Raw genomic sequence first — 26381 nt, 5'->3', positions numbered from 1 at the left:
CCATGAGAACAGTGATGCGAAAGGGATTTTCATGAGCGTGCGGCCTCAGACCAAGGACAAGCCGACTGCTGCGGGTTTCCAGTGGGACGACCCGTTCCTGCTCGACGAGCAGCTCACCGAAGACGAGCGCATGATCCGCGACACCGCGCGCGCCTATGCGCAGGACAAGCTGCAGCCGCGCATCGTCAAGGCCTATCTGGAAGAGAAGACCGACCGCGAGATCTTCAACGAGATGGGCGAGCTCGGCCTGATCGGTATCACGCTGCCGGAGGAATATGGCTGCGCCAATGCCAGCTATGTCGCCTATGGCCTGGTGGCGCGCGAGATCGAGCGCGTCGATAGCGGCTATCGCTCGATGAACTCGGTGCAGTCGTCGCTGGTGATGTATCCGATCTACGCCTATGGCGACGAGAACCAGCGCAAGAAATATCTGCCGAAGCTCGCCACCGGCGAGTGGGTCGGCTGCTTCGGCCTGACCGAGCCGGACGCCGGTTCCGACCCCGGCGGCATGAAGACCCGCGTAGAGAAGGTGTCGGACGGCTATCGCATCAGCGGCAGCAAGATGTGGATCTCCAATGCGCCGATCGCCGACGTGTTCGTCGTCTGGGCCAAGTCGGCGGCGCACGACAACCAGATCCGCGGTTTCATTCTCGAGAAGGGCATGAAGGGCCTGTCGGCGCCGAAGATCGGCGGCAAGCTTAGCTTGCGCGCCTCGATCACCGGCGAGATCGTGATGGACGGCGTGGTGGTGCCGGAAGATGCGCTGCTGCCCAACGTATCGGGCCTCAAGGGCCCGTTCGGCTGCCTCAATCGCGCCCGCTACGGCATTTCCTGGGGCGCCATGGGTGCGGCCGAAGACTGCATGCACCGCGCGCGGCAATATACTCTCGACCGCAAGCAGTTCGGCCGGCCGCTGGCGGCCACGCAGCTGGTGCAGAAGAAGCTCGCCGATATGGAGACCGAGATCGCGCTGGGCTTGCAGGCCTCATTGCGCGTCGGCCGCCTGATGGACGAGGGCAAGATGGCGCCGGAGATGATCTCGATCGTCAAGCGCAACAATTGCGGCAAGGCGCTCGACATCGCCCGGGTGTCCCGCGACATGCACGGCGGCAATGGCATCCAGATCGAGTACCACGTGATGCGCCACACCGCGAATTTGGAAACCGTGAACACCTACGAAGGCACCCACGATGTCCACGCCCTGATCCTTGGCCGGGCGATCACCGGCATTCAGGCGTTTTCGTAAGGTACCTCATATCGACAGCGTAGGATGGGTAGAGCGCAGCGAAACCCATCTTATCGCCCGCCATGCGCTGCGTGATGGGTTTCGCTGCGCTCTACCCATCCTACAAGACCGCATCCCGGACATCTCCCATGGCCGACAACGACGACATTCCGTTCAACCGCGACTTCCCGCTCAAGCCGGGTGTCGTCGATGAAGCCCGCCCCGGCGTGCGGCGCCTTCTCTGCAACAATCCGAGCCCGTTCACCTTCACCGGCACGGTCAGCTACGTCGTGGGTAAGGGCAAGGTCGCGATCATCGATCCCGGACCGGATGACGAGGCTCACGCCAAGGCGCTGCTGGAGGCCGTGCGCGGCGAGACCGTGACGCATATTCTCGTCACCCATACCCATCGCGACCACTCGCCGAACACCGCGCGGATCAAGGCCGCCACCGGCGCGCCCGTCTATGCCGAGGGGCCGCATCGCGCCTCGCGGCCGCGTTTCGAGAGCGAGAAGCACAATCCGGAATCCGGCGCCGACCGCGATTTCAGGCCCGACATCGAGGTCAAGAACGGCGACGTCATCGAAGGGCAGGGCTGGGCGCTGGAGGCGGTCGCAACGCCGGGCCACACCGCCAATCATTTGGCGTTCGCGTGGCCCGAGCGAAAGATCAATTTCGTCGGCGATCACGTGATGGGCTGGTCGACCTCGATCGTAGCACCCCCGGACGGATCGATGATCGACTACATGGCCTCGCTGGCGCGGCTGGAAGCCCGCGAGGAGGATTTGTATTTCTCCGGGCACGGACCGGAAATCCCGGAAGGGCCGCGATACGTCCGCTTCCTCACCCGGCACCGCCAGGCCCGCGAAGCCTCGATCCTGCATCGCCTTGCCAAGGGCGAGGCCGACATCCCGACCATGGTGCGCGCGATCTATATCGGCATCGACCCGCGGCTGACCAACGCCGCCGGCTATTCCGTGCTGGCGCATCTGGAAGATCTGGTCGCGCGCGGGATCGTCGCAACCGACGGCGATCCGGTGATCGGGGGAACGTACCGGATGGCTTAGGGGCTATTCGCCACTCGCTACTCGCCCTGTCACTTCTTCACAGTCTTCGCCTGCGCCTTGGCTGGCGTTTGCGGTTTCTTCGCCGGTTTGGCGTTGTCGACCGCCGAATTGATGTCCTCGATCAGCTTGGTGACGCGGGCGGCGTTGCTGCCGAGGTCGCTTTCGAAATAGCGTGAGGAGGAGCGGATATCGACGCGCGATTCATCGCCGTCGGGCGTGATGCGAATCGAGATGTCCTCGCGGAATCCCATGATCGGTGTCCGCGCCACCGCCTCGATGCGGCCGATGCGGCGCGGCGGCTGCGGCGGCCGTTCGTCGATCACCAGCCATTTTCGCTTGGTGACCAGCGCCAGCGTCACCTCATAGGCCCGCTGCGGCGGAACTTCGAGCTCCACGGTCTCGACGTCGGGGTAGGCGATCCGCTGCTGTTCGGCCGAATAGAGCCCGGCATAAACCGCGGAGTTCGCGCCTTCGCCGCTGCGCAGCCGCGCCAGCGCCTCGAAGCGCGGCGGATCGATCGGATCGGTGGTGATGTCGTGGATCGGCGGCAGCTTGCGGTATTGCAAGGCGAGGTAGGCCGGGTAGGCGAGGACGAGGGCGTTGATCAGGAACGCCAGCAGGATCCGGCCCATGCCGCGCGACCCGTTCTGCCAGATCGCGGCAAAGGCGGCGAGGCCGACCAGGATCGAAAGCACCGCGCAGCCGAGCGCGCCGAAGAACGTCGCCAGCGCCGGCTTCATCTCCAGAAAGCCGAAGCGGACGATCATTATCGAGACCACCACCGCGACCACGGCGAAGATGGCGAGGTTGCGCGACCAGGTGGCGAGACTGGACACGGGCTCCGACTGGTAGGGAGCGGAAAACCTTCGGGCCATCGGTAAATCTGCCGGTTGGAGTCTGTCTGGCCGGCGGGCGGGCCAGGCTGCAAACTCGCAGCTTGAGACCACGGCGGGGCGCGAATATCAAGGTTTGCGCGATATTAATCGGGCATTGCGCTGATGGCAGCAACCTGGCCGCTTAACCATCCCTGTAAATTGATTATTAGTTGTAGATTGAAGTCGGTCCAACTTTCGTCTACCTCTTGCCGCCGGGTTGTCGTATTTGCTGCTACATGGGACTGTCCTGCACGGGACAGCGGCAAGCCGCCAACCAAGAGGGAAACGGCGGGTGTCAGCTGGAAGCGCTGCAGGATAATCTCAACTCCCGGTCCTTGTTGCTGGGCGGAGCCGCAAGGATGCGGTTGCGCCCATCCGGAGTTTCAGGGATCATCACATAGGGCGCAATCGGCATACGTCCGCGGGGCTGGTGGATAGCCTCATAGGGGCGAGTGTTCAGTATGAGTAATGCAAAGCACGAAGGAAATGTCGGTCCGAACGATCCGGAATACTATGCGCCGCGCGAGTTGAGGGAGCGGATGACCAGCGAGCAGCCGAGCCCGACGCTCATGCAGAACAACGATGGGTGGCGCCCGCGAATGCCGACGGAAGGACCGCCCTTGCAACCATTTGGCAAGCCTCCACGCCGCCAGGATTCCGAAATGTTCACCAAAGCGGTTGCGCAGGCCATGCAGGAGGCGAGGGACGTGGCGCCGGTCGAAGCGCCATCCGTGCTCCGCGACCTGTCGGGTCGGCGCGCGCTGTTCCAGCAGGTCATCCGCTTCTCGATCGCGGTGGCGATTGCGGCGAGCATCGCGACGCTTCTCGTCATGGCCATTCCGTCTTCGCAACGTCCCGCCGGTCAGGACAACGCGTCGCTTTCGGCCGCCTGGCAGGCCGTGAAATCGTCAGTCACCCCGGCGCCGCAGCCGGCACCGCCAGCGAAGCGCACGGCGACCCTGGCCGTGCAGGACGGCGGCGGCTTTACCAACGATCCCGTCCCGCTCGGAATTCACGTCGGCGCGCCGCCGCCTGGCGCGTTCGTATCCATCAACGGACTGACTGCCGGCGCACGGCTGACGTCCGGCAAGCGTAGCGGTTCCAGCGAGTGGCGCGTGCCGGCGACGGAGATTTCCGGCGTTTCGGTCATTCCGCCCGAAGGATTCACCGGCCAGATGCTGGTCACGGCGGAATTGCGCGACGGTAACGGCGTGGCGCTCACCGGCACCTCCACGCGGCTGACCTGGCAGGCAGCGCCAAGCCTTGCCGCGGTAGCGCCAAGGGTCGCCGCGGCGCCGCCGGCTGCCGTGTCGCCCCCGGCTGCCGTGTCTGCGCCGGTTGCCGTGACGCCACCAGTTGCCGTGGCGCCGCCGATCGCCGTGGCCACGGCCGCGCCGTCGGCGATGCCGGCCCGACCGCCGCAGGCGGAGGTCGTGCGCAGCCTCGATCCGAGGGAAATCGCTGCCCTGATCAAACGCGGACAGGATCTGCTCGCCAGCGGCGACGTCCAGTCGGCGCGGCTGTTGCTGATGCGCGGCGCTGAGGCGCGGGATGCGCGGGCGGCACTGCTCGTCGGCACGACCTATGATCCGGCGCTGCTCAGGCAGATCGGTGCCGACGGTCCGCTGGCTGATATCGAGCAGGCCCGCACGTGGTATCAGCGGGCAAAGGAATGGGGCGAACCCGGCGCGCAGCGAAAGCTGGAGGCGCTGGCGCTCTCGCGCTAGAGCCTTTTTCGTTCCGATTGCATCGGAACGGGGCTCCAGGTTTTTGATTTGACGCGTTTTCTTGACGCGAACCGGTCGCCACTTCGCTGGAAAACGCTCCAGGGGATAAACGGCAGCCGATCCGGTCGGATTGAACCGGATCGTGATCGATCTGCGCTGGCATGAGCTTCAGGAAGGCCGCTTTCCGTTTTGTGGAAGGCGGCCTTCCCGCTTTCAGGGCAGTCGTCACGCCGCCGCGTTCGGGAAGCGGTAGCTTTTGAACTGTTCGCGTAGCGCGGTCTTCAGGATCTTGCCGGTCGCAGTGTGGGGAATGCCGTCGACAAAAGCGACGTCGTCGGGCATCCACCATTTGGCGATCTTGCCGTCCATGAATTTCAGGATGTCCTCGCGCGTCGCCTTCTGGCCGGCCTTGAGCTGGACGATCAGAAGCGGACGCTCGTCCCATTTGGGATGATAGACGCCGATCACGGCCGCTTCCGCGACCGCGGGGTGGGCGACCGCGAGATTTTCCAGATCGATCGACGAAATCCATTCGCCGCCGGACTTGATGACGTCCTTGGAGCGGTCGGTGATCCGCATGTAGCCGTGCTGGTCGATGGTCGCGACGTCGCCGGTGTCGAAGAATCCCTCGTCGTCGAGGATATCTGTATCGACCTTGAAATAGGCCTTGGCGACCGCGGGGCCGGCCACCTTGAGGCGGCCAAAAGTCTTGCCGTCCCACGGCAGCACTTTGCCGGCATCGTCGGTGATCTTCATCTCGACGCCGAACGGCGGATAGCCCTGGGTCTGCAGGATGTCGAGCCGTTCCTCGCCGATGAGTTCGGCAAACGGCGGCTTCAGCGCGGCGACGGTGCCGATCGGGCTCATCTCGGTCATGCCCCAGGCGTGACGCACGCGAACGCCCATGTCGACGAACGACTTGATCATCGTGCGCGGCATCGCCGAGCCGCCGCACACCACGCTCTTCAGGTGGGGCAGCTTCAGGTTACCGGCGGCCATGTGGTTGAGCAGCATCAGCCACACGGTGGGAACGCCGGCGGTGTGCGTGACCTTCTCGGTGTCGAGGAGTTCATAGACCGAAGCACCGTCGAGCTTGGCGCCCGGCATTACGAGCTTGGTGCCCATCGAAGGCGCGGAGAATGCGATGCCCCAGCTGTTGGCATGGAACAACGGCACCACCGGCAGCATTGTCTCGGCGGCGCTGGTGCCGAGCGCGTCGACATTGTTGGCCATCAGCCCGTGCAGCACGTTGGAACGGTGCGAATACAATACGCCCTTCGGATCGCCCGTGGTGCCCGAGGTGTAGCACATCGCGGCCGCGGTATTTTCGTCAAAGTCCTTCCACGTGAACTTGCCGTCGGCTTCCGCGATCCAGTCCTCATAGGCGACCGCGTTCTTCAGCGTGGTCTGCGGCATGTGGGCCTTGTCGGTCAGCACGATGTAGCGTTCCACGCTCGGCAGGCTGGTGGCGATCTTTTCCAGGATCGGCACGAAGGTGATATCGACCATCACCACGCGGTCCTGGGCGTGGTTGATGATCCAGGCGATCTGGTCGGGGAACAGCCGCGGATTGACGGTGTGGCAGATCGCGCCGATCCCCATGATGCCGTACCAGGATTCGAGATGGCGCCAGGTGTTCCAGGCGATGGTGGCAACGCGGTCACCGAGCTTGATGCCGTCGCGTTCCAGCCGCTGCGAGACTTTCAGCGCGCGAATGTGAATTTCGGCGTAATTGGTGCGATGAATGGGACCTTCGACCGACCGCGTGACGACCTCTTGCGTGCCGTGATACTTCGCCGCGTGTTCGATAATCCGATGGCAAAGCAAAGGCCAGTCTTGCATCAATCCGAGCATACGCACTTCCCTCCCGATGGTTATTTGCTTTCCGCACGATCCGCCAAAGCACGAGCGGACCGGCGTAAGATCATGGAATTGACATGAACTCTAGCGCGGAGAAAGCAAGCCGAAAATGGGCTTATGGCGTCTTTGGCCGCAGTAGAGCGGCAATGGTTACCGCTGCCGCGGTGCTGCTCCTGCTTGGCATGCCAACAGTGCCCGCCTTCGCAGCGAAAGCCTTCCGCGCGGCGCCGTGGGCCGATCTGTTCAGGGATGCTTCGCCAAGGCCAAGGCCGCGGGCAACGGTGCGCCGCGCGGCGGTGCCGCTGCCGAAGCCCCGTCCGGCCGAGGCGCCTTTCACTGAGCCCGGCCAGCCGGCCGCCAAGGAGCCGCAGACGAGCCGTCAGAACGGCAAACCCAGCGAGCAGGCTGCGCCTGCACCACCGCCCACGCCGCCTCCCTCGGCCTGTCGGCTGGCGCTGACGGACGCCATTGCCATTGCGCCCAGCATCCCCGACATCCGCGGCGCCAACGGCTGCGGGGGCGAGGACCTGGTGCGGCTGGAGGCGATCGTGCTGCCGGACAAGCGGCAGGTCTCGGTGAAGCCGGCGGCCATCCTGCGCTGTCCCATGGCTACCGCTCTGGCCGACTGGATTCGCAACGACATCGCGCCGCTCGCAGCGAGCCTCGGCAGCACAGTTTCCAATCTCGATAATTTCAACTCGTACGAATGCCGTGGCCGAAACCGTATCGTCGGCGCCATTCTTTCCGAACACGGCCGCGCCAATGCGGTCGACGTTCGCGCCCTCAAGCTCGCCAACGGCCGCTCGATCTCGCTGACCGATCGCACGGTACCGCGGGAGTTGCGCGAAACCGTGCTGCATTCCGTCTGCGCGCGGTTCTCGACTGTGCTGGGGCCGGGCTCGGACTGGTACCATGAGGACCACATCCATCTCGACCTGATGGAAAGGCGCAACAATTACCGGATCTGCCAGTGGGACGTGTGGGACCCGCTGCCGCAGAAAGCGCCGCTATTGCCGGCCGAGCGGCCCGACGAAGCGCCGCCGCGCGAGGTCGCCGCCAAACCGGACGACGCCAAGTCCGATGCGAAGTCCGATGCGAAGTCCGATGCCAAGCCGGTTGCTGCCAAGCCGGGCGCTGAAAAAGCGAATGCCAAGAAACCGGAGGCGGCCGCGCCGCCGCGCCAGGAGAAGCCTGCAAAGAAAAAGCGCCGGCAAAACCGGCGCTCTTGATCTTCTGCTGCGGTGTAACCGGCGTCGGCTACTGGGGCACCGAGCCATTGTTGCCGCCGCCCTGCAGCGCCATCTTGGAATTGAACGGCGAATCGCCCTGCTTGGGTTCGAGGACGACGACAACCGTACCCTGCTTCACCCGGCTGTAGAGATCGATGACGTCCTCGTTGGTCATGCGGATGCAGCCCGAGGAGATCGAAGCGCCGATATATTCCGGCTGATTGGTGCCGTGGATGCGGAACAGGGTGTCCTTGTTGCCCTGGTAAAGGTAGAGCGCGCGGGCGCCGAGCGGATTGTCGACGCCGCCGGGCACCGAGGCCGGCAGGCCTTCGATGCGCTTGTGAATATCGGCCGTGGGCGTCCATTTCGGCCATTCGGCCATGTTGCCAACGCGGGCAATGCCGGAGAATGCGAGGGCTTCCTCGCCGACGGTGACGCCATAGCGGATCGCCTTGCCGCCGTCCTGAACCAGATAGAGATAGTGGTGATCGGAATCGACGACGATGGTGCCGGGCAGTTCCTTGCGGTGATAGTCGACGATGGCGCGGCGGAACGGCTCAGCAGGCTTAACCGCCGCGTAGCGCGCTTTCGCAAGCTGGGCCTTGTCGTTCGGCTTGAGGGTGGCTTCAGGGGCGGCCTGATATGTGGTTGCCGGCATGCAGCCGGACAACGCAAGGCCGGCGAGCAGCCCCAACATAACTTTCAGCGACGACATGGGTTACTTCCAATCGAAACTCTGGCGTTCGCAGCAACTATCTTGCGCCTCAAACGCGACGATTCCATTAATCCCACTATCCGCAAAAACCGGCATTTATGCCAGCATTTGCACGCCCGTTCGGCGCTGCGGAAGGCCGGCTGTGGCTTTTATGCCGCAAGTTTTGCGAGTTCCGGTTGATTTCTGGGCAGGGGTGGCGCCAAGGCCAAATCAGGGCCGCGTCGACGCCACCTCGCCGCCGTAAACGCCACTCCGGCGCCATAAATATGGATCGGCGGTTAATGCGCGGGTCATGAAGCGCTTGCCAGAATCGGGTTTAGTACCGCTGGTGCTCGTGGCGTTTTCAAGCGAAAGCCTGCCCCGGACTTGATCCGGGGTGGGTACCGGTTCGCGTCAAGACGAGAGCTGCCGCTCTGTTCCGGAGTTGCCCATGTTTTCGGTGTTTGTTCCCTTCGAATCCTCCCTGAAGAAGCTCCCGGTCGCAGACCCGGCGGCATTGCCGGACAATGCGGTCTGGATCGACCTGTTGAACCCGACGATGGATGAGGATCGCGCGGTCGAGCGGCTGGCCGGGATCGCGATACCGACCCGGGAGGACATGCAGGAAATCGAGATTTCCAGCCGGCTCTATATCGAGAGCGGCGCCCGCTACATGACCGCGACGCTGATGTGCCAATCGGACACCGATATGCCGAGGACCACGGCCGTTACCTTCATCCTCTCTGGCCACCGCCTCGTGACGGTGCGCTACGACGAGCCGAAGCCGTTCGCCTTGGTCGAGCACAAGCTGGCGCGCTCATGCATGGCGGGGATATCGGGCGAAATGGTGCTGATGGAACTGCTGGACGCGGTGATCGACCGCTGCGCCGACATTCTGGAGCGCGCTGGCGCCGAGGTCGACCAGGTCTCCCACGACATCTTCGAGCCCGAAAGCGCGCGCCATGGCCAGGCTAAGCGATATTCCCAGATCCTGATCACGATCGGGCGGAAGGGGGATCTGGTCTCGAAGATCCGGGAGAGCCTGGTCTCGATCGGCCGTGTCGTCACCTTCCTGTCGGCGGTGGTGGAAGGCGCCAAATGGTCCAAGGACATGCGCGAGCAACTCAAGACCATGCAGCGCGACGTCGTCTCGCTGACCGACCATTCGTCCTATCTCTCCAACAAGATCACTTTCACGCTCGACGCCATGCTCGGCGTCGTCAATCTCGAGCAGAACAACATCATCAAGCTGTTCTCGGTGATGGCCGTTGTCCTGATGCCGCCGACACTGATCGCCTCGATCTACGGCATGAACTTCAAGGCGATGCCGGAACTCGAATGGGCGCACGGCTATCCGATGGCGCTCGTCATGATGCTCATGGCAGCCGTGCTGCCGTACTTCCTGTTCAGGTGGAAGAAGTGGCTGTAGGACAGGAGTTCCCTGCAGTTCCACACCTGCGAAGATCGACTCAATTCCACCGCTAAAATTTGAGCGGTGGACTGAACGAATGGTCGAAACTTCTCTGCGATAAAGTGTGTCTCAGGCCGCGAGGATCCCATGGTTGAGAAACTCATAATGTCGCCGCGCAACGTCATCGATCTGGCGCTCTATCAGCAGGGCCGCACCGGTGGCAAGGCGCAGGCGTTCTCGACGCGGCTTTGCCGGCACTGCGGTGCTGTGCTGGCGGACGGCGAGAACGAGGACGAGTGTTCGAGCACGTTCAACGTTGCCGCGGCGACACTGCGCACGGCGCAGCGAAAGTTTTACGCGGAGTGAACGTTGCGTCGTTGCGGGCGGTAGCCCGGCAATCTGGAAACCACGAAGCAAGCGTGGATTGCTTCGTCGCGACGCTCCTCGCAATGACGGCCCGTCACCACTAAACGTGCTGACCGCCGTTGATGTGGATCTCGGCGCCGTTCACGTAGGAACTGGTTTCCGTACACAGCACATAGATGATCTTTGCGACTTCGTCCGGCGTGCCGAGCCGGCGCATCGGGATCTGCTGTTCGACGATCTTCTCGGTGCCCGGCGACAGGATCGATGTGTCGATCTCGCCCGGCGCAATCGAGTTGACGCGGACGCCGACGCGGCCGAAGTCGGAGGCCATTTCCCGTGTGAGTGAAGCCAGTGCCGCCTTCGAGGTCGCATAGGCGACGCCGGCGAACGGGTGCACGCGCGAGCCTGCGATCGAGGTGACGTTCACCACGGCGCCCCTGGCGTGCTTCAATTCCTCGATCAGGCCGCGCGCCATCATGATCGGCGCAAAGAAGTTGACGCGAAACACATGGCTCCAGGTTTCGATATCGGTGTCCATGGTGCCGAGCCGGCTGCCGTCCGGCGCCTTGGGCGAGATCGCGGCGTTGTTGACCAGCGCATGCAACTCGTCGTTCTCCAGCCGCCGGCGGATCTCGGAGATCGCGCGCGTGGTGTCGGCGTGATCGGCGAGGTCGACCTCGATGTGGTCCTCCGGGCCTGCGCCCCACGGGCAGACTTCCGGAAAGGCGTGCCGCGAGCAGGTGATGACGCGCCAGCCGGCGGAGGAGAAGCGGATCGCGGTGGCGTGGCCGATGCCGCGGCTGGCGCCGGTCAGAAGCAGCGTGCGCCGCGGGGCGTTGGATGAAGGGGGCATACGCAATTCTTTCGGTTGGCGTCACGGCCGGGCATAGTAGTCTGCTTTGCGCAGACTACGTAAACTTGTCTGCGCTCCCGGCCATCCACGTCTTACTTTCCTGATGCAGAGAAGACGTGGATGCCCGGCACAAGGTCGGCCATGACGATCGTTCAGGGATAGAGCCGCACCTTGCTCCAGGCTTGCGCCGGTGCATCGCGGCGGAATTCGATACGGTCGTGCAGGCGGAACGGGCGGTCGTGCCAGAATTCGAAACGCGTGGGGTGAATGCGCCAGCCGCTCCACCCGGGCGGGCGCGGCACTTCGCCGATCATGTATTTGGCGGCGACCAGCGCGATCGCCTGCTCGAAGGCAAAGCGGCTCTCCAGCGGCTGCGACTGCTTGCTGGCCCAGGCGCCGATCTGCGCCTGCTTCGGCCGGGTGGCGAAATAGGCGTCGGCTTCCTCATCCGTCACCGGCGACACGTTGCCGCGGATGCGGACCTGACGGCGCAGCGACTTCCAGTGAAATAGTAAAGCCGCCTTAGGATTTGCGGCGAGTTCGCGGCCCTTCTGGCTGGCGATGTGGCTGTAGAACACGAAGCCATCCGCATCATAGCCCTTCATCAGCACCATCCGGACATTCGGCAGCCCGTCGGCATCGACGGTCGCCAGCGCCATCGCGTTCGGGTCGTTCGGCTCGGACTTCACGGCTTCCGCAAACCACTCGGCGAACAGCGCAAACGGTTCCTCGGCCGCGGTAAAATCACCCGATGTTAACGGTGCCGGGTGTTTGATGGAGGTCGTGTCCGTCATGTCAGGAGTCCCAGTTGCGTCCGTCCGCGTCCCAGAGCGCGTTGCAGCCCGGTTGCGGGCTCGCCCTATATAGGGCATGGGGACGCGTTGGCCTATCGGCGATCGGGCCGACCGGCGCAGTGATGACGTTGATTTTGATCGGTCTCGGCTCGGGCGGCTGCAGTCTGTCGCGCCCGGACGCCTACGCCAGGATGAACGCCGCCGATGTCACGGGTTCGCTGGTCAAGCAACCGGGCACGGCGCCGGTGCCGACCGAGAGCGATCTCGCCTTTGCACGCACCGCCGCCTCCGACGTGCTGACCAAGGGCGACAAGGATTCCAGCCAGCCTTGGGAAAATCCGGAGACCGGCGCGCGCGGCTCGGTGACGCCGCTGTCCCAGGCCTATTCCGCCGAAGACGGGCGCACCTGCCGGGATTTCCTGGCAAGCTACGTCAACGGCCGCGCGGAAAGCTGGCTGCAGGGTGCTGCCTGCAAGGCCGGCCATGGCCGATGGGAAATCCACACGATCAAGCCCTGGACGAGGGGATAAGGTCTGAAAGCTTTTTCAAGCGAAGCCTTCGGGTTAGTTGCAAAAATGCAACTGGCTCCCCAGATGAAGCCAAAGCAGGCGAATTGCCCTAAGCTTCGAGAACTGAATTTTCCACGAAGGAGACGTGACGGATGCGCGACCCCTATGAGGTCTTGGGGGTGCCGCGGGGCGCCAGCGCTGCAGCGATCAAGAGTGCCTATCGCAAGCTCGCCAAGAAGCACCACCCGGACAACAACAAGAACGATCCGAAGGCGGCTGCGCGCTTTTCCGAGATCAATTCCGCCAACGAGATCATCGGCGACGAGGACAAGCGCAAGCAGTTCGACCGCGGCGAGATCGACGCCGAGGGCAAGCCACGCTTCCAGGGTTTTTCTGGTAGCGGCTTTGGCGGCGGCGACCCGCGCGGCCGCGCCGGTGGAGCTGGTGGCTTCGAGTCCTACAGCTTCCGCACCGGTGGCGGGCCCGGCGGCGCGGGCGGGGCGGGCTTTGAGGATATCCTCAACAGCATGTTCGGCGGCGCGGCCGGGAGCGGACGTCCCGGCGGCGGCCGGACTTTTGAATTCGAGACCGGCGGGATCGGCCTCGATCTCGACCTGAATGTCGCGATGACGGTGTCGCTGGAAGATGCGGTCAAGGGCGGAGAAAAACGCGTCCGCCTGCCGACCGGCAAGGAGCTCAACGTCAGGATTCCGGCAGGCGTCACCGCCGGCCAGCAGATCCGGCTGAAGGGGCAGGGTGAAACCGCGCCGGGTCACCCGCCGGGCGATCTCCTGATTACGGTCAGCATCGCGCCGCATCCCTTTTTCAAGGTCGATGGCAGTGATTTGCGCCTGGATCTGCCCATTGCGCTCCATGAGGCGGTGCTGGGCGGCAAGGTCCGGGTGCCGACGCTCGGCAGCGCGGTGGAACTGTCGATTCCGAAAAATACCTCCAGCGGCCGCATCTTCCGCCTCAAGGGCAAGGGTCTGCCCAAGGCGGGGGGAGCCGGGGACCTGTTCGTCACCACCCGAATTATTCTGCCCGACGGGAACGATGCCGAGCTTGAGGCATTGATGGAAAAGTGGCGCGACGGCCACCCTTATAATCCGCGCAGCGATTTCGGCTGAGTCGAGCGATTTGGCCGCGATTCGCAGCACGAAAAGACGTGTCGAACAGTACGGGGCCTGGCAGGAATTTTTCCTAAAAAGGCGGGCCTATTTCTCGGAAAACAAAGGGTTTTCCGAGAAAAGGGGCGGCCTCGAAAGGGGGACCAGCGCGGTACCAAACCCCGATCGAGGCCGCTTGCGCCGATCGGCGGATCGAACGCTACTCATTTTCGCGTGATCACCCGGTGCTTTAATGAGACGCGCTGGTGGTTTGATTCCAGATTTTCGATGTCAGAATTGGGACAGGTGGCGCGGTGTTGCCTATCCGCCACTTTTCTTGCCGGTAGGTTAGCCCTTTTTCTCCATCTGATCGTAGATCGCCTGGGCGATCTGCGTCAGCCGCCCCCGGTCGACGCCGGTAGACACCACGGCATAGACGACGCCGTCATCGGCCCAGAACAGCGTGCTTTCCTTGCCTTCCGCGGCGTATCGCATCTGCGTCGCCCCGGCGTCCGATTTCACCGTGTAGATCGTGAAACGTTCGCCTGAGGCGCTCTCGTACATCAGGAAGGACGCCGGGCCCACGGAACCCGGCAACAGCCGCCCGCCGACCAGCTTCAATCCGGCCCCCGCCAGTTCCGGCGCGCGGACGACCCAGCCGCAGCGCTTGGTCAGCCATTGCTGCAAATGGTGGCGTTCGCTGCCCGGCACCTCGACGGGATGCCGCACTTCCACCACGTAAAGCCGGTGCGCCTCGATCGCCTGCACCGTCAGATTTTGGAAAGCCGAGGGCGCCGCCGTCGCGCCGCGCGCGAGCCAGCCGACGCCGCCACCGATGATGAACGCCGCCAGCGTGGCCGCGACCGCGCCGTACACCCATTTGCGCGGCTGTTGCACCAGCCGCTCGATATCGAACCGCTTCGGCACCGCCTCGTCAGCAACGGAATCATACCGCGCACGCAGCGCTTCCGCCATCGTGTGCCACGACTGCACCCGCGCGGCATCGTCGGGATGCGCGGCGAGCCACGCCTCGACGTCGCCACGGCGTTCCGCCGGCAGCTCGTTGTCGACGTAAGCATGCAGCTCGTCTTCGGTGACGGGAATGTTGGGATCGGTCATTGTCGTCGTCTCTGTCTATTCCTGGTCTGTCTGTGCGCCACGCCTGCCACACGCATCTTCATTTCACCCGCCGCAGCGCCGTACGCTCGCCCTCGAGCGAAGCTTTGACATGCGCGCGTGCGCGGGCAAGCCGGGACATTACGGTGCCGATCGGCACGCCCTGGATGTCGGCGACCTCGCGGTAGCTCAGTCCTTCCAGCATCACCAGCAGCAGCACCGAGCGCTGTTCTTCCACCAATGTTGCCAGCGCGCGGGCGATGTCGCGGCCCTCCGCCTCGGTGCCGCTGGCGTCGGGGTTGTTGTCGAGCAGCGGCATGAATTGCGGCCGCCGCGCCAGCGACCGCCGCCGGTTCTTGTTCAAATTGGTCAGGATCGTGTAGAGCCAGCTCCTGACGTCGCCGCCGAGAAACAGCCGTTCCGAACGCAACGCGCGCACCAGCGTATCCTGCACCAGATCGTCGGCGATGTCGGCATCGCGCGCGAGCGCACGTGCATAGCGGCGGAGCGCCGGAATCATGGCTTCGACACTTTGACGAAACGCGCTCATCGGTGACCGGATTGCAAGAGTTGCAGGAGTCATGAGGCGCGAACGCCTTACCCAACATAACACCCAATTGACGTGTCTATTCCAGCCATTGAGGCGCATCGGAAACAGCGTTAATCCGGGGACGGATTTGGGCTCGACCGCGCTGGAGTGCTGGTGTACCTCCAAGCCCCACAGGGAAGCTCGATTGGAAACCGGATGTCGCAAAAATCAGCTCTGATGCAGGGCAAGCGCGGGGTGATCCTCGGCGTTGCCAACAACCGCTCGATCGCCTGGGGCATCGCCAAGGCATGCCACGACGCGGGCGCGGAAATCGCGCTCACCTGGCAGGGCGACGCGCTGAAGAAGCGGGTCGAGCCGCTGGCCAAAGAGCTCAACGCGCTTCTGCTCGGCCATTGCGACGTCACGGATTCCGCCACCATCGACGCGGTATTCGACGTGCTCCGCGAAAAATGGGGCAAGATCGACTTCGTGGTCCACGCCATCGCCTTCGCCGACAAGGACCAGCTCGACGGCCGTTACCTGGAGACGACGCAGGACAATTTCACCAAGAGCATGCTGATCTCCTGCTATTCGCTGACCGCGATCACGCAACGCGCCGAAAAGCTGATGACCGACGGCGGCTCGATTATCACGCTGACCTATTACGGTGCCGAGAAATGGATGCCGCATTACAACGTGATGGGCGTTGCGAAGGCAGCGCTCGAAGCCAGCGTGCGCTATCTCGCCGCCGACCTTGGTGAAAAGGGCATCCGCGTCAACGCGATCTCGGCAGGGCCGATCAAGACGCTCGCCGCATCCGGCATCGGCGACTTCCGCTACATTCTGAAGTGGAACGAATACAACGCGCCGCTGCGCCGCAACGTCAGCAGCGAGGAGGTCGGCGACAGCGCGCTGTATCTTTTGTCGGACCTGTCGCGCGGCGTCACCGGCGAGGTGCATCACGTCGATGCCGGCTATCACGTCGTTGGCATGAAACGTCCTGACGCGCCCGACATCGCGCTCTCCAATTCGCCGAGCAAGGAATAGCTTGATAGTCGAATGCCAGCGCCCGTGATCTACTACATCCGCCATGGCGAGACGTCGTGGAACGCGGAAGGCAGGCTGCAGGGCGCGCAGGACATTCCGCTCAACGATCTCGGCCGCCGGCAGGCGGCCCATGCCGGCAATATCCTCGCCGAACTTCTCGAGCGCGATGGCCGCGACAGGGCCGCGCTGCCGTTCGTTGCAAGTCCGCTTGGCCGGGCGCGGGCGACGATGGAACTGGTGCGCAGCGCCCTGAAACTTCCTCGGGAAGAATATGCGCTCGACGATCGTCTGCGCGAGATCGGTTACGGCGTCTGGGAGGGCTCGACGCTGGCCGAGATGCAGGCGGCCGATCCCGTGCTCTATGCCAAACGGCTCACCGCGAAGTGGACGATGGCCCCGGAAGGCGGCGAAACCTACGCGGAAGTACAGCACCGCATGCGCGACTGGTACGATTCCGTGAAGACCGACACCGTCGCCGTGGCCCATGGCGGCACGGCGCGGGCGCTGATGGTGGCACTCGGCATCGAAACGCCGGCCAGCGCCGCCGATCTTCTGATCGAGCAGGGCGCGGTTTACGTGTTCCGCGACGGGGATTTGCGGAAGTATAGTTAAGGGCGCATCGCACCCCTTTCGTCGTCATGGCCGGGCTTGTCCCGGCCATCCACGCCTTGCTTTGCCGGCCGAAAGACGTGGATGCCCGGGACAAGCCCGGGCATGACAGAAATGGGGTCATTTGACCCCTTAGTCTGCGCGAGTTACGACACGCACTGCGTTATGTTGACTGTCAACATAAATGCGGATTTTTTACATCGGCAGGCGTATCTAACCACCATGTCCCACAACACCTTCGGCCATCTGTTCCGGGTCACGACCTTCGGCGAAAGCCACGGGATTGCGATCGGCTGCGTGGTCGATGGCTGCCCGCCGCTGATCCCGCTGACCAATGAGGACATCCAGCACGATCTCGACCGCCGCCGTCCCGGCCAGTCGCGCTTCACCACCCAGCGCCAGGAGGCGGACGCGGTAAAGATCCTGTCCGGTGTGATGGCCCATCCCGAGACCGGCGTGCAGGTGACGACGGGAACGCCGATCGCGCTATTGATCGAGAACACCGATCAGCGCTCCAAGGACTATTCCGAGATCAAGGACAAGTTTCGTCCCGGCCACGCCGACTTCACCTACGAGGCCAAATACGGCCTGCGCGATTATCGCGGCGGCGGACGCTCGTCGGCGCGCGAGACCGCTACGCGTGTCGCAGCCGGTGCCATCGCGCGAAAAATCCTGCCCAACGTGAAGGTGCGCGGCGCGCTGGTGCAGATGGGCCCGCACAGGATCGATCGCGACAAATGGGACTGGGACGAGATCGCGCGCAATCCGTTCTTCTGCCCCGACAAGGACAAGGCCGCGTTCTTCGAGCAATATCTCGATGGCATCCGCAAGGCCGGCTCCTCGATCGGCGCGGTCATCGAAGTGGTCGCCGAAGGCGTGCCGGCGGGGTGGGGCGCGCCGATCTACGCCAAGCTCGACGGCGAGTTGGCGGCGGCGATGATGAGCATCAACGCGGTGAAGGGTGTCGAGATCGGCGCAGGTTTTGCCGCGGCCGAATTGTCGGGCGAGGAAAACGCCGACGAGATGCGCACCGGCAATAACGGCACGCGGTTCCTGTCGAACCATGCCGGCGGCGTGCTCGGCGGCATCTCGACCGGCCAGCCGGTGGTGGTGCGCTTTGCGGTGAAGCCGACCTCCTCGATCCTGTCCCCGCGCAAGACGGTGGATCGCGCCGGCGCCGACACCGACATCATGACCAAAGGCCGCCACGACCCCTGCGTCGGCATCCGTGCCGTGCCGGTGGGCGAAGCCATGATGGCCTGCGTGCTCGCGGACCACTTTCTCCGCCATCGCGGCCAAGTCGGCGGGTAGGGTCCAGGCCTCTCACTGCATGGCGTCTGCGATCTTTTCCGCTGCCATCAGGACCGGAAAATTGGTGTTGGCGCACGGCACCACCGGGAAGATCGAGGCGTCGATCACGCGCAAGCCCTGCACTCCCTTGACCCGGCCTTGCGTATCGACGACCGCCATCGGATCGTCTGCCCGGCCCATCCGGCATGAGCACGAGGCATGCCACACGCCGATCGCCGCCTTGCGCACGAAGGCTTCGAGCGCCTCGTCGTCGCGCATGACCTGCTCGAACGTAAAGCCTTCGACGATGAAGTTGTCGATCATGGTGTGGCGCAGCGCCGCCGGTCCGTCCATCAGGACAGCGGCGATGGCGGTGAGGACCCTGTTCCTGGTGTTGACCACGCCGATCTTGCGCACGCGGTCGGAATACGACGCCGGGAACGGCTTGTCGGTGACCGCCTTGAGCGGCGCGCTCATCTGCAGCGCCGCCATCTTTCGAAAGCCGCTCATCAGGCGGTCGAGGTCGCGCCTGTCGGACAGCAGGTTGAACTCGACAATCGGTTCTATCAGCGGGTCGCGCGAGGCGAGTTTCACCTGCCCGGTCTCCGAGTAGGTCTTGTTGACGAAGGTGAGCAGCGAGGCGATCTGCTCGCCGACCGCATGCCAGGCCGACTTGCTGAGGACGGCGACGAACATGTCGCCGGCAGGTACGCCCGGAAGCCCCGAGGAGTAGCGCAGCCCCATCTGTATGTGGCGTCTTGTGTGCTCGTTCATGCGCGCGCCACGGCGGACATAGGACGACAACGCGATCGAGGGATGATCCATCAGACCCTGGCCGACACCCGCCAGGCCCATCAGGACCGGAATGCCCATCTCCTTCAGATGCCCGACCGGTCCGATACCGGCGCGCAAGAGATGCGCCGGCGAATGGATCGCGCCACATGAAAGGATGACCTCGCGACCGCGGAACTCCCGTTCGCGGCCATCGACCAGCGCTTTCACGCCGACGCATTGCGTGCCCTCGAACAGCAGCTCCTTGACTTGCGTGTTGGTCGATAGGGTCAGGTTGGCGCGCTTGCGTGTTTCGCGATCGAGATAGCCCATCGCGGCCGAGACACGTTGCTCATCCTGATTGGAGTGCGTCACCGGGAAGTAGCCGTCTGTGAACTCGCCGTTCTGGTCGGGCAGGAACGCAAAGCCGGCGAGCTTGCAGGCCTCGCCCATCGCCTGGCTGTGCCGCGTCCAATGCGCCTGCGGAATGCGGCGGACGGGGATACGGCCGTCCTTGCCGTGAAACGGCCCGTCGAAATCGAGGTCGCGCTCGATCTTCTTGAAAAAAGGCAGCACGTCCTTCCAGTTCCAGCCCGCGGCGCCGCGGGCCTCCCACTCCGCGTAATCGGTCGGCGCGCCGCGGTTGGCCATCTGGCCGTTGATGGAGGATCCGCCACCCAACACGCGTGCCTGCTCATACTTGCGCAATGGCGGGCGGCTCTCGTCGGGGTTGTTGTGGCTGACGATTTGGGTCGTGACCTTGAGTTCGGTCCAGTGGAAGCGCGGATCGAAATAGGCCAGCCCCGAATAGCTGTCGCGGATCTCGGGCGGCTCGTTGCCGGGCGGCGTGTCCTGGCCGGCTTCGCAGAGCAGGACCTTGTTGGCGCTCCTGGCGGAGAGCCGGTGGGCCATGACCGATCCCGCTGAGCCGCCGCCGACGATGATGATGTCGTACACTTTTGACGTTTCCTCTTGCTTTGCGCCGTAAAGCTAGCGCAGCTCCGTCGTCGGGTCACGCCGGATGTCGTTGCGAGCGCGCTTGACGCGCGCTGCAGTTGCGCGGCAAATACCGGCGCGATGGATGCATCAAGACTGCGAGAGTTGACCGACTGGCTGATGGATGGCGGGAGATCCGCGGCCAGCCCCAAGAGATTTATGGCCGAGTGCTGCGAACGGATGGTCGCGGCGGGGTTGCCGCTGTGGCGTGTCGGCGTCTTCGTTCGAACCCTGCATCCCGAAATTTACGGGCGCAGTTTCATCTGGAAGCCGGGCGCCGAGGTCGAGGTTGGCGCGGTCGACTACAACATCCTGCAGTCGCCGGATTTTCACACCAGCCCGCTGATCATTGTGTTCCAGCAGGGGCTGGAGGTTCGGGCCCGCACCGATGATCTCCGGAGCAGTCGTTTTCCGATTGTCGACGAATTTCGCGCCGAAGGCGTCACGGATTATCTCGCGCTGCCATTGCCCTTCATCGGCGGCACGGTGAATGCATCGAGCTGGACCACCAAACAAGCCGGTGGGTTCACGGACGAACAATTGGCAGCGCTGCGGAGCCTGGCGAAGCCACTGGCCCGGGTGGTCGAGATCCTCAGTTTGAACCGCATGGCTGCGAGCCTTCTGGATACCTATGTCGGCAACAGCGCCGGCGAGCGGATCATGGGTGGGCAAATTCGCCGCGGCCACACCGAGACGATGAATGCCGCGATCTGGCTCTCCGATCTGCGCGGCTTCACGGCGTTGTCAGACCGGTTGCCGGCCGAGACCGTCGTGGACCATTCTGAACCAGTATTTCGATTGCCAGGTCGCCGCGATCAAGAAGCATGGAGGCGACGTGCTGAAATATATGGGCGACGGCCTGCTCGCGGTGTTTCCGATCGACGAGTATGTCGGCGACGAGCAGCAGGTTTGCTCGCACGTGCTGGAGGCCGCCCACGAATCCCGCGCCAGCGTGGCGGAGCTGAATTATCCGATTGGAGACGCGGTCGAACGTTTTCGCTTCGGCCTCGCCCTGCATGTCGGGCGAATCCTGTACGGCAACATCGGCGGCGGCAACCGGCTCGACTTCACCTGCATTGGACCTGCGGTGAATCTGGCGGCGCGGCTGGAAAAGATCGCGAGCCAACTCGGCCGCACGGTCGTGGCGTCGGAAGGATTTGCCGGCATCTGCCGAGGAGGCTGGAGCGATCTCGGCGAGTTTCCTGTCGCCGGTTTCTCCAGGGCCGCACGCGTGTACGGCCTGGTCGACGAAAAATCGGCGGCGTAAGGAATCCCGTAGCCCGGATGGAGCGCAGCGCAATCCGGGATTCGTGCCGCGGCCCGAGCTGTCCCCGGATTACGCTGCGCTCCATCCGGCTACGCGTTTCAGTGCAATCCGGGGTAGACGGGCACCATGGTCCATTATCGGCGTAATTTCGTCCCCGGCGGGATGTTTTTCTTCACGGTCACACTGGATGACCGAGGTTCGTCCGCGCTGATCGATCATGTCGTGTTGTTGCGCGCGGCATTTCGGAAAACGCGAAACGAACGGCCTTTTGTTACCGATGCCATCGTCATTCTCCCGGACCACTTACATGCCATTCTGACGTTGCCGCCCGGCGACTCGGACTTTTCAGACAGGTGGCGACGGATCAAGGGAAGTTTTACGCGAAGTGTTCTCGCTACGGGCGCTCAACTTTCACGCGATCATCGTGGGGAATATTCTCTTTGGCAGAAGCGCTTTTGGGAGCACACCATACGGGATGAACGGGATTTCGAGCGCTGTGCTGATTACGTGCATTTCAATCCGGTCAAGCACCAGTTAGCGACATCGCCGTCAGATTGGCCATTTTCCTCGCTGCATCGCTATGTCCGCGCAGGCATTCTGGCTCCGGATTGGGGTGGCGGCGGGAGTACCCATACGGACAACTTCGGTGAGCGGAAAGACTGACCCCGGATTGCGCTGCGCTCCATCCGGGCTACGCGGTCTCCGCTATTCCTCCGGCTCGGTCGTGAACAACAGCGGATAGCCCTTGGCGCGGCCGGCGTCGGTGGCGCGGGTGGCCTTGGTCTCGGCGACGTCCCTGGTGAACACGGCGACCACGCAGACGCCGCGGCGGTGCGCCGTTATCATCACCTTGTGGGCCTGGTCCTCGGTCATGCGGAATTCGGCCTTCAGCACCGTGACGACGAACTCGCGTGGCGTGTAATCGTCATTGACGAGGATCACCTTGTGCAGGCGCGGCCGCTCGGTCTTGGTTTTGACCTTGGTCTTTGGCGTGACGGTGGTATCGGCCATTTCCAGTCAAGTCCGGCAAGCGAGCGAATGACGCGGGCCCGCCGCGCTCAGTTGGCGCGGCAGTCCGCCAGGCGCTGCGCCATGGTCTGATCGCCGCGGCTGACGGCCGTCTCGATCAGTTTACAGGCTCCGGGCCGGTCCTGAAACTGGGTGTTTGCCGAGAGTTTCAGCTCGCTCAGGGCCTTCATCGCGCCGGGCTCGTCGACGCATCAATGGCGGCAGGCTGTCATTTGCGGGAAGTTTTGGCGACGTAACCATGATCGTGCCAATTCGGCCCTTCATGTGCGGCCGCATCGCATCTGTCGCGCCGAGCGCCATAATCGTTCAACTGCGAAGCTCGGCGCTGGGCAGGCGAATCGCGAAGTGGAACCTGCCGGGCACGCGGGCTGTGGCCGAAGCCTGATCCTAACCCGAATGTGAAGGACAAATGATTTCAGCGCTTTGCGTCGGCCACTTTGCATGTCACCATCACTGTCGTTCGACGGGAGGGCCGCAATGCGCTGGTATGTCTCGATCGGGGTCGTGCTTGTCGCGGGCGTACTCGCCGGCGGCGATGTGGCGAGTTTTGCCGCGCCGTATCAGGCGAACCGGCCGAACGCCGCCGGCCGCCAACTGGCCGACAAGGATGCCAACCCGACCGTCGACGTCGAACTCGTCCTCGCCGTCGACGTCTCGTATTCGATGGACATGGATGAACTCGCGCTGCAGCGGGAGGGTTATGCGCAGGCGATCGTCTCCAAGGAATTTTTGCAGGCGCTGAAGAGCGGCCCGAACGGCCGGATCGCGGTGACCTATTTCGAATGGGCGGCATCCTCCGACCAGAAGATCATCATCCCGTGGCGCCTGATCGACGGGCCCGAGACGGCGGACGCCGTTGCCAACGAAATCGTCAAGACCCCGATCCGCCGGGCGTCGCGCACCTCGATCTCGGGTGCGATCAACTTCGCCTTGCCGCTGTTCGACGAGAGCCCGCACCGCGGCTTGCGGCGCGTGATCGATATTTCCGGCGACGGTCCCAACAACAACGGCATGCCGGTGACGGTCGCGCGCGACGCCGCGCTCGAAAAAGGCATCATCATCAACGGCCTGCCGATCATGGTGAAGGAGCCGTCTTATTCCACCATGGATATCGACAATCTCGATTTCTATTACGAGGACTGCGTCATCGGCGGCCCCGGCTCCTTCGTGGTGACGATCAAGGACCGCGACAAGTTCAAGGAAGCGATCCGCACCAAGCTGCTATTGGAAATCGCCGGCCGTACCCCGGACCGCCCCGTCGTGCCGACCGCCGGCAGGGAGCCGCGCGTCAATTGCATGATCGGCGAGAAGATCTGGCAGGACCGGTGGGGGAGGTAGCCATATTTCGTAGCCCGGATGAAGCGAAGCGCAATCCGGGATTCCCATAAGCGTCACCGCTTGCACCGCCCCGGATTTCGCTTCGCTCCATCCGGGCTACGCGCGTCGGCTTACCGCCTGAACCTTGCCACCAATTCCACATGCGGCGTGTGGCGGAACTGGTCGACCGGGGTGACGCCGTCGATCTTGTAGCCGCCGTCGATCAAAATCTTCGCGTCGCGTGCGAACGTCGTGGCGTTGCACGATACCGCAACCACCGTCGGAATCCTGCTCGCCGCAAGCTGCGTCACCTGCGCCTGCGCGCCTTGCCGTGGGGGATCGAACACGACCGTGTCGTAGTCGCGCAACTCCTGCGGCATCAGCGGACGGCGAAACAGGTCGCGCGCCTCCGCCTTGACCGGCTTCAGCCCTGACGTCGAAGTCGCAGCCTTCTGCAATGCCGCGACCGCGCCGGCGTCGCTGTCGAGGGCGGTTACCCGCGACTTCGCCGCAAGCCGCAGCGCGAAGGGGCCGACGCCGCAGAAGAGGTCGGCAATATGTTTGGCGCGCTTGCAATGGTCCGACACCAGCGCGGCCAGCGTTTCCTCGCCGGCCACGGTGGCCTGCAGGAACGAGCCGGGCGGCAGCGCCACCTGCGCGGCGCCGATCGAAATCACGGGCTGTGTCCGCATCAGCACCAGCTCGCCGTGGCGCGTCAGCCGCGCCAGCCGATGCTGCTCCGCGATGCGCGACAGCCTGGTGATCAAGGCGGTCGACAGCGGGCCGGAGCCGCGCACATCGACATCTAACCCGCTATTGGTCGCGGTGATCTGGATGTCGAGCGGCTTACCCATCGATATCAGCGGCTCGGCGACGGCCCAGGCCGCCTCGATCGCGCCGTTCAGATGCGGGTCGAGGATCGGGCAGCGGTCGATCGGAATGATGTCGTGCGAACCGGCCGCCGCATAGCCGACCTTGAGCACGTCGTGCGTTCCTATCCGCCCGTGCAGGGTGATGCGCCTGCGGCCCGCGCCATGGGCATCGAGGAGGGGCGCGACGTCGCAATCGATTCCCGTCTGCGCCAGCGTCGTCACCACGAGCTCGCGCTTCCAGGCGCGATAGGGCTCAGTGTCCCAGTGCTGGATCGCGCAGCCGCCGCAGACGCCGAAATGCGGACAGAACGGCGCGATCCGCTCGACGCTTGCGGCCTCGACCTTGATCAATCGCCGGCGGTCGGGATGGTGACCGGGAACGGCTGCGGCCTCTATCGTTTCGCCGCCCAGCGTGTACGGCACATAGATGTTGCCGCCGCCTGCGATGGCGACGCCGTCGCCGTGATGGCCGACATGGTCGATGACGAGGCGCTCGCTGTCAGCCACGGCGCGCGCCCATGAAGAATTCGATATTGCCGTCGCCGCCTTTGATCGACGAGGGAAACACCTGGATATCGGTGCAGCCGAGCGAGGCGGCGAATGCCGAGATATCGTCGCAGATTTCCTGATGCACCATCGCGTTGCGGATGATGCCGCGCTTGGAGTGCTTTCGCTCCGCCTCGAATTGCGGCTTGATCAGCGCCAGCAGATGCATTGGTGCTGCGGCGAGCGACAACGCCACCGGCAGCACCACCTTCAGGGAAATGAAGCTGACGTCGATGACGACGATATCCGGCCGGGCGGGCAGGCGCTTGCCCTCGAACTTGCGGATGTCGGTTTCTTCCATCGATACGATTTTGGCGTGGCTGCGCAGTGAGGGATGCAACTGGCCGCGCCCGACATCGATGGCGAAGACGAGGCTGGCGCCGTTTTGCAGCAGCACCTCGGTGAAGCCGCCGGTGGAGGCGCCGACGTCGAGGCAGACATGGCCCTCGATCTCGATCGGATATTGCTCCAGGGCGCCGGCGAGCTTGACGCCGCCGCGCGAGACGTAGGGGTGCGCGGGCTGCGCGGACAATTCGGCATTGGCGGCGATCATCTCCGACGCCTTCAGCACGGGCCTGCCGTCGGCGGTCACGCCGCCGGCGTCGATCGCCGCACGGGCGCGGGCGCGGCTATCGAACAGGCCGCGCTCGACCAGCAGCACGTCCACGCGCTTGCGGGCAGAAGTTTCGCTGTTGCTCGTTTTCGCCAAGGTCAGTCCGATTTGCCGGTGGCGCGATCCGCCGCAAGCGCAACGCAGGCTTCGAACGAGGTGAGATCGTGCCAGATGTCCGCAGGCCGCTGCCGCGGCGTCACCAGTCTAGCACCATGCAGGTCGAGCGTGTGGATCATCATGAGGTTGTCGGGCAGGCCGAAATCTTCCACCGTCAGTCCGTCGTCGTCGATCAGATGACCGCCACTGGCTTTCGTGACCGCAAAGGATCGCGCAACCCGCTCGGCATAGATGGCGGGGTCGTTGCTGTAGGCCAGACAGAACTTGCCGCGGCCGGCCATGTAGCCGAGTTCATAGACCGTGCCGGCGTCCGCACTTGGGCCGCGAAACGGCGTAAGATTGGCAATGATCGCGTCCGCCGCGTCCATCATCGCTTCGTTGCCCTTGAAGATCGCGAGCGAGGCGTCGGCGGCCGAAAGATCGACCGCATTGTCGAGCGGATAGAGGCCGCTCACGCCATGGCGGGCGCAGACCGCGACCTTGCGGCGCCCGATCTCGACGGCGTCCGGCAGGAACACATCGGGACCTGCCAGATAGATCTTCATG

At 64.0% G+C, this 26381-nt stretch carries 26 protein-coding genes and 1 pseudogene; 14 read left to right on the top strand and 13 right to left on the bottom strand.

The genetic code is table 11. From position 1 onward, the window contains the following. The first annotated feature begins 31 nt into the window (after window positions 1-31). Both V1279_RS24810 and V1279_RS24805 read left to right on the top strand, forming a co-directional pair. On the top strand, window positions 32-1246 hold the full coding sequence (locus tag V1279_RS24810) for an acyl-CoA dehydrogenase (RefSeq protein WP_334441225.1): 1215 nt from the start codon (window positions 32-34) through the stop codon (window positions 1244-1246). Window positions 1247-1374: 128 nt separating this feature from the next. Next, window positions 1375-2292, top strand: a complete 918-nt coding sequence (locus V1279_RS24805) for an MBL fold metallo-hydrolase (protein ID WP_334441223.1) — start codon at window positions 1375-1377, stop codon at window positions 2290-2292. 29 nt (window positions 2293-2321) lie between these two features. Here the strand turns inward: V1279_RS24805 and V1279_RS24800 are convergent, their stop codons facing one another. Then, window positions 2322-3167: a DUF1499 domain-containing protein gene (locus V1279_RS24800; RefSeq protein ID WP_334441221.1), complete on the bottom strand. Its 846-nt coding sequence runs from the start codon at window positions 3165-3167 to the stop codon at window positions 2322-2324. 662 nt (window positions 3168-3829) lie between these two features. Between V1279_RS24800 and V1279_RS24795 the strand changes: the two genes are divergently transcribed. Continuing rightward, window positions 3830-4894: a hypothetical protein gene (locus V1279_RS24795; RefSeq protein ID WP_334441219.1), complete on the top strand. Its 1065-nt coding sequence runs from the start codon at window positions 3830-3832 to the stop codon at window positions 4892-4894. 225 nt (window positions 4895-5119) lie between these two features. Here the strand turns inward: V1279_RS24795 and V1279_RS24790 are convergent, their stop codons facing one another. After that, entirely contained in the window at window positions 5120-6748 is a 1629-nt protein-coding gene (locus V1279_RS24790; protein ID WP_334441216.1) for a fatty-acid--CoA ligase, read from the bottom strand. A gap of 83 nt (window positions 6749-6831) precedes the next feature. Between V1279_RS24790 and V1279_RS24785 the strand changes: the two genes are divergently transcribed. Then, the gene (locus V1279_RS24785) at window positions 6832-7983 is read left to right on the top strand and encodes an extensin family protein (RefSeq protein WP_442894811.1); all 1152 of its coding nucleotides are present in this window, start codon (window positions 6832-6834) and stop codon (window positions 7981-7983) included. A 28-nt stretch (window positions 7984-8011) separates the two neighbouring features. Here V1279_RS24785 and V1279_RS24780 read toward each other — a convergent pair whose 3' ends face one another. Then, the gene (locus V1279_RS24780) at window positions 8012-8698 is read right to left on the bottom strand and encodes a L,D-transpeptidase (protein WP_334441211.1); all 687 of its coding nucleotides are present in this window, start codon (window positions 8696-8698) and stop codon (window positions 8012-8014) included. A gap of 430 nt (window positions 8699-9128) precedes the next feature. On the opposite strand from V1279_RS24780, the gene V1279_RS24775 reads away from it, so the two are divergent. Next, window positions 9129-10106: a magnesium transporter CorA family protein gene (locus V1279_RS24775; protein ID WP_334441208.1), complete on the top strand. Its 978-nt coding sequence runs from the start codon at window positions 9129-9131 to the stop codon at window positions 10104-10106. 129 nt (window positions 10107-10235) lie between these two features. Continuing rightward, window positions 10236-10454, top strand: coding sequence for a hypothetical protein (locus V1279_RS24770; protein ID WP_334441205.1), 219 nt, complete (start codon window positions 10236-10238; stop codon window positions 10452-10454). A gap of 100 nt (window positions 10455-10554) precedes the next feature. On the opposite strand, the gene V1279_RS24765 is transcribed toward V1279_RS24770, so the two are convergent. Continuing rightward, window positions 10555-11307: an SDR family NAD(P)-dependent oxidoreductase gene (locus V1279_RS24765; RefSeq protein ID WP_334441203.1), complete on the bottom strand. Its 753-nt coding sequence runs from the start codon at window positions 11305-11307 to the stop codon at window positions 10555-10557. Window positions 11308-11459: 152 nt separating this feature from the next. Next, window positions 11460-12101 carry a pyridoxamine 5'-phosphate oxidase gene (pdxH, locus tag V1279_RS24760; RefSeq protein WP_334441200.1) on the bottom strand — a complete coding sequence of 214 codons (642 nt, stop codon included), beginning with the start codon at window positions 12099-12101 and terminating at the stop codon, window positions 11460-11462. Window positions 12102-12223: 122 nt separating this feature from the next. On the opposite strand from pdxH, the gene V1279_RS24755 reads away from it, so the two are divergent. Continuing rightward, on the top strand, window positions 12224-12631 hold the full coding sequence (locus V1279_RS24755; RefSeq protein WP_334441197.1) for an RT0821/Lpp0805 family surface protein: 408 nt from the start codon (window positions 12224-12226) through the stop codon (window positions 12629-12631). Window positions 12632-12762: 131 nt separating this feature from the next. Continuing rightward, window positions 12763-13737: a J domain-containing protein gene (locus V1279_RS24750; RefSeq protein WP_334441195.1), complete on the top strand. Its 975-nt coding sequence runs from the start codon at window positions 12763-12765 to the stop codon at window positions 13735-13737. 327 nt (window positions 13738-14064) lie between these two features. On the opposite strand, the gene V1279_RS24745 is transcribed toward V1279_RS24750, so the two are convergent. Together V1279_RS24745 and V1279_RS24740 are read right to left on the bottom strand one after the other, a co-directional pair. Beyond that, window positions 14065-14835: an anti-sigma factor family protein gene (locus V1279_RS24745; RefSeq protein ID WP_334441192.1), complete on the bottom strand. Its 771-nt coding sequence runs from the start codon at window positions 14833-14835 to the stop codon at window positions 14065-14067. Between the two features lie 58 nt (window positions 14836-14893). After that, window positions 14894-15382 carry an RNA polymerase sigma factor gene (locus tag V1279_RS24740; RefSeq protein ID WP_171577673.1) on the bottom strand — a complete coding sequence of 163 codons (489 nt, stop codon included), beginning with the start codon at window positions 15380-15382 and terminating at the stop codon, window positions 14894-14896. Window positions 15383-15577: 195 nt separating this feature from the next. Here V1279_RS24740 and fabI point away from each other — a divergent pair, with 195 nt between their 5' ends. From fabI to aroC, 3 genes are all read left to right on the top strand, one after another. Further along, window positions 15578-16408, top strand: coding sequence for an enoyl-ACP reductase FabI (fabI, locus tag V1279_RS24735; RefSeq protein WP_334441190.1), 831 nt, complete (start codon window positions 15578-15580; stop codon window positions 16406-16408). Window positions 16409-16420: 12 nt separating this feature from the next. Next, entirely contained in the window at window positions 16421-17020 is a 600-nt protein-coding gene (locus tag V1279_RS24730; protein ID WP_334441187.1) for a histidine phosphatase family protein, read from the top strand. 219 nt (window positions 17021-17239) lie between these two features. Further along, window positions 17240-18328, top strand: a complete 1089-nt coding sequence (gene aroC, locus V1279_RS24725) for a chorismate synthase (RefSeq protein WP_334441184.1) — start codon at window positions 17240-17242, stop codon at window positions 18326-18328. A gap of 12 nt (window positions 18329-18340) precedes the next feature. On the opposite strand, the gene V1279_RS24720 is transcribed toward aroC, so the two are convergent. Further along, the gene (locus tag V1279_RS24720; protein WP_334441182.1) at window positions 18341-20035 is read right to left on the bottom strand and encodes a GMC family oxidoreductase; all 1695 of its coding nucleotides are present in this window, start codon (window positions 20033-20035) and stop codon (window positions 18341-18343) included. Between the two features lie 120 nt (window positions 20036-20155). Here V1279_RS24720 and V1279_RS24715 point away from each other — a divergent pair. Both V1279_RS24715 and V1279_RS24710 read left to right on the top strand, forming a co-directional pair. After that, window positions 20156-21341, top strand: a pseudogene (locus tag V1279_RS24715) (adenylate/guanylate cyclase domain-containing protein). Window positions 21342-21467: 126 nt separating this feature from the next. Next, window positions 21468-22004 (top strand): REP-associated tyrosine transposase, encoded by a 537-nt coding sequence (locus tag V1279_RS24710; RefSeq protein ID WP_334441180.1) that lies wholly within the window; start codon window positions 21468-21470, stop codon window positions 22002-22004. A 42-nt stretch (window positions 22005-22046) separates the two neighbouring features. Here the strand turns inward: V1279_RS24710 and clpS are convergent, their stop codons facing one another. Together clpS and V1279_RS24700 are read right to left on the bottom strand one after the other, a co-directional pair. Continuing rightward, entirely contained in the window at window positions 22047-22352 is a 306-nt protein-coding gene (gene clpS, locus V1279_RS24705; protein WP_334441178.1) for an ATP-dependent Clp protease adapter ClpS, read from the bottom strand. Between the two features lie 47 nt (window positions 22353-22399). Continuing rightward, window positions 22400-22540, bottom strand: coding sequence for a hypothetical protein (locus tag V1279_RS24700; protein ID WP_334441175.1), 141 nt, complete (start codon window positions 22538-22540; stop codon window positions 22400-22402). Window positions 22541-22847: 307 nt separating this feature from the next. On the opposite strand from V1279_RS24700, the gene V1279_RS24695 reads away from it, so the two are divergent. Further along, window positions 22848-23708: a DUF1194 domain-containing protein gene (locus V1279_RS24695; protein WP_334441172.1), complete on the top strand. Its 861-nt coding sequence runs from the start codon at window positions 22848-22850 to the stop codon at window positions 23706-23708. Between the two features lie 110 nt (window positions 23709-23818). On the opposite strand, the gene V1279_RS24690 is transcribed toward V1279_RS24695, so the two are convergent. The 3 genes from V1279_RS24690 to V1279_RS24680 are packed head-to-tail and all read right to left on the bottom strand — an operon-like array spanning window position 23819 to window position 26380. Further along, complete coding sequence (locus V1279_RS24690) at window positions 23819-25066, bottom strand: class I SAM-dependent RNA methyltransferase (RefSeq protein ID WP_334441169.1); 1248 nt, start codon at window positions 25064-25066, stop codon at window positions 23819-23821. After that, window positions 25059-25814: a TlyA family RNA methyltransferase gene (locus V1279_RS24685; RefSeq protein WP_334441166.1), complete on the bottom strand. Its 756-nt coding sequence runs from the start codon at window positions 25812-25814 to the stop codon at window positions 25059-25061. The genes V1279_RS24690 and V1279_RS24685 overlap by 8 nt, the downstream gene beginning before the upstream one ends. Window positions 25815-25816: 2 nt before the next feature. Further along, the gene (locus V1279_RS24680) at window positions 25817-26380 is read right to left on the bottom strand and encodes a nucleoside 2-deoxyribosyltransferase (RefSeq protein ID WP_334441163.1); all 564 of its coding nucleotides are present in this window, start codon (window positions 26378-26380) and stop codon (window positions 25817-25819) included. Window position 26381: the final 1 nt, after the last annotated feature.

Origin of the sequence: Bradyrhizobium sp. AZCC 1610, assembly GCF_036924515.1 — a bacterium.
Classification (GTDB): domain Bacteria; phylum Pseudomonadota; class Alphaproteobacteria; order Rhizobiales; family Xanthobacteraceae; genus Bradyrhizobium.
Note: the sequence above shows the minus strand (reverse complement) of the source record. Positions and strands in the feature narration are given on the sequence as shown.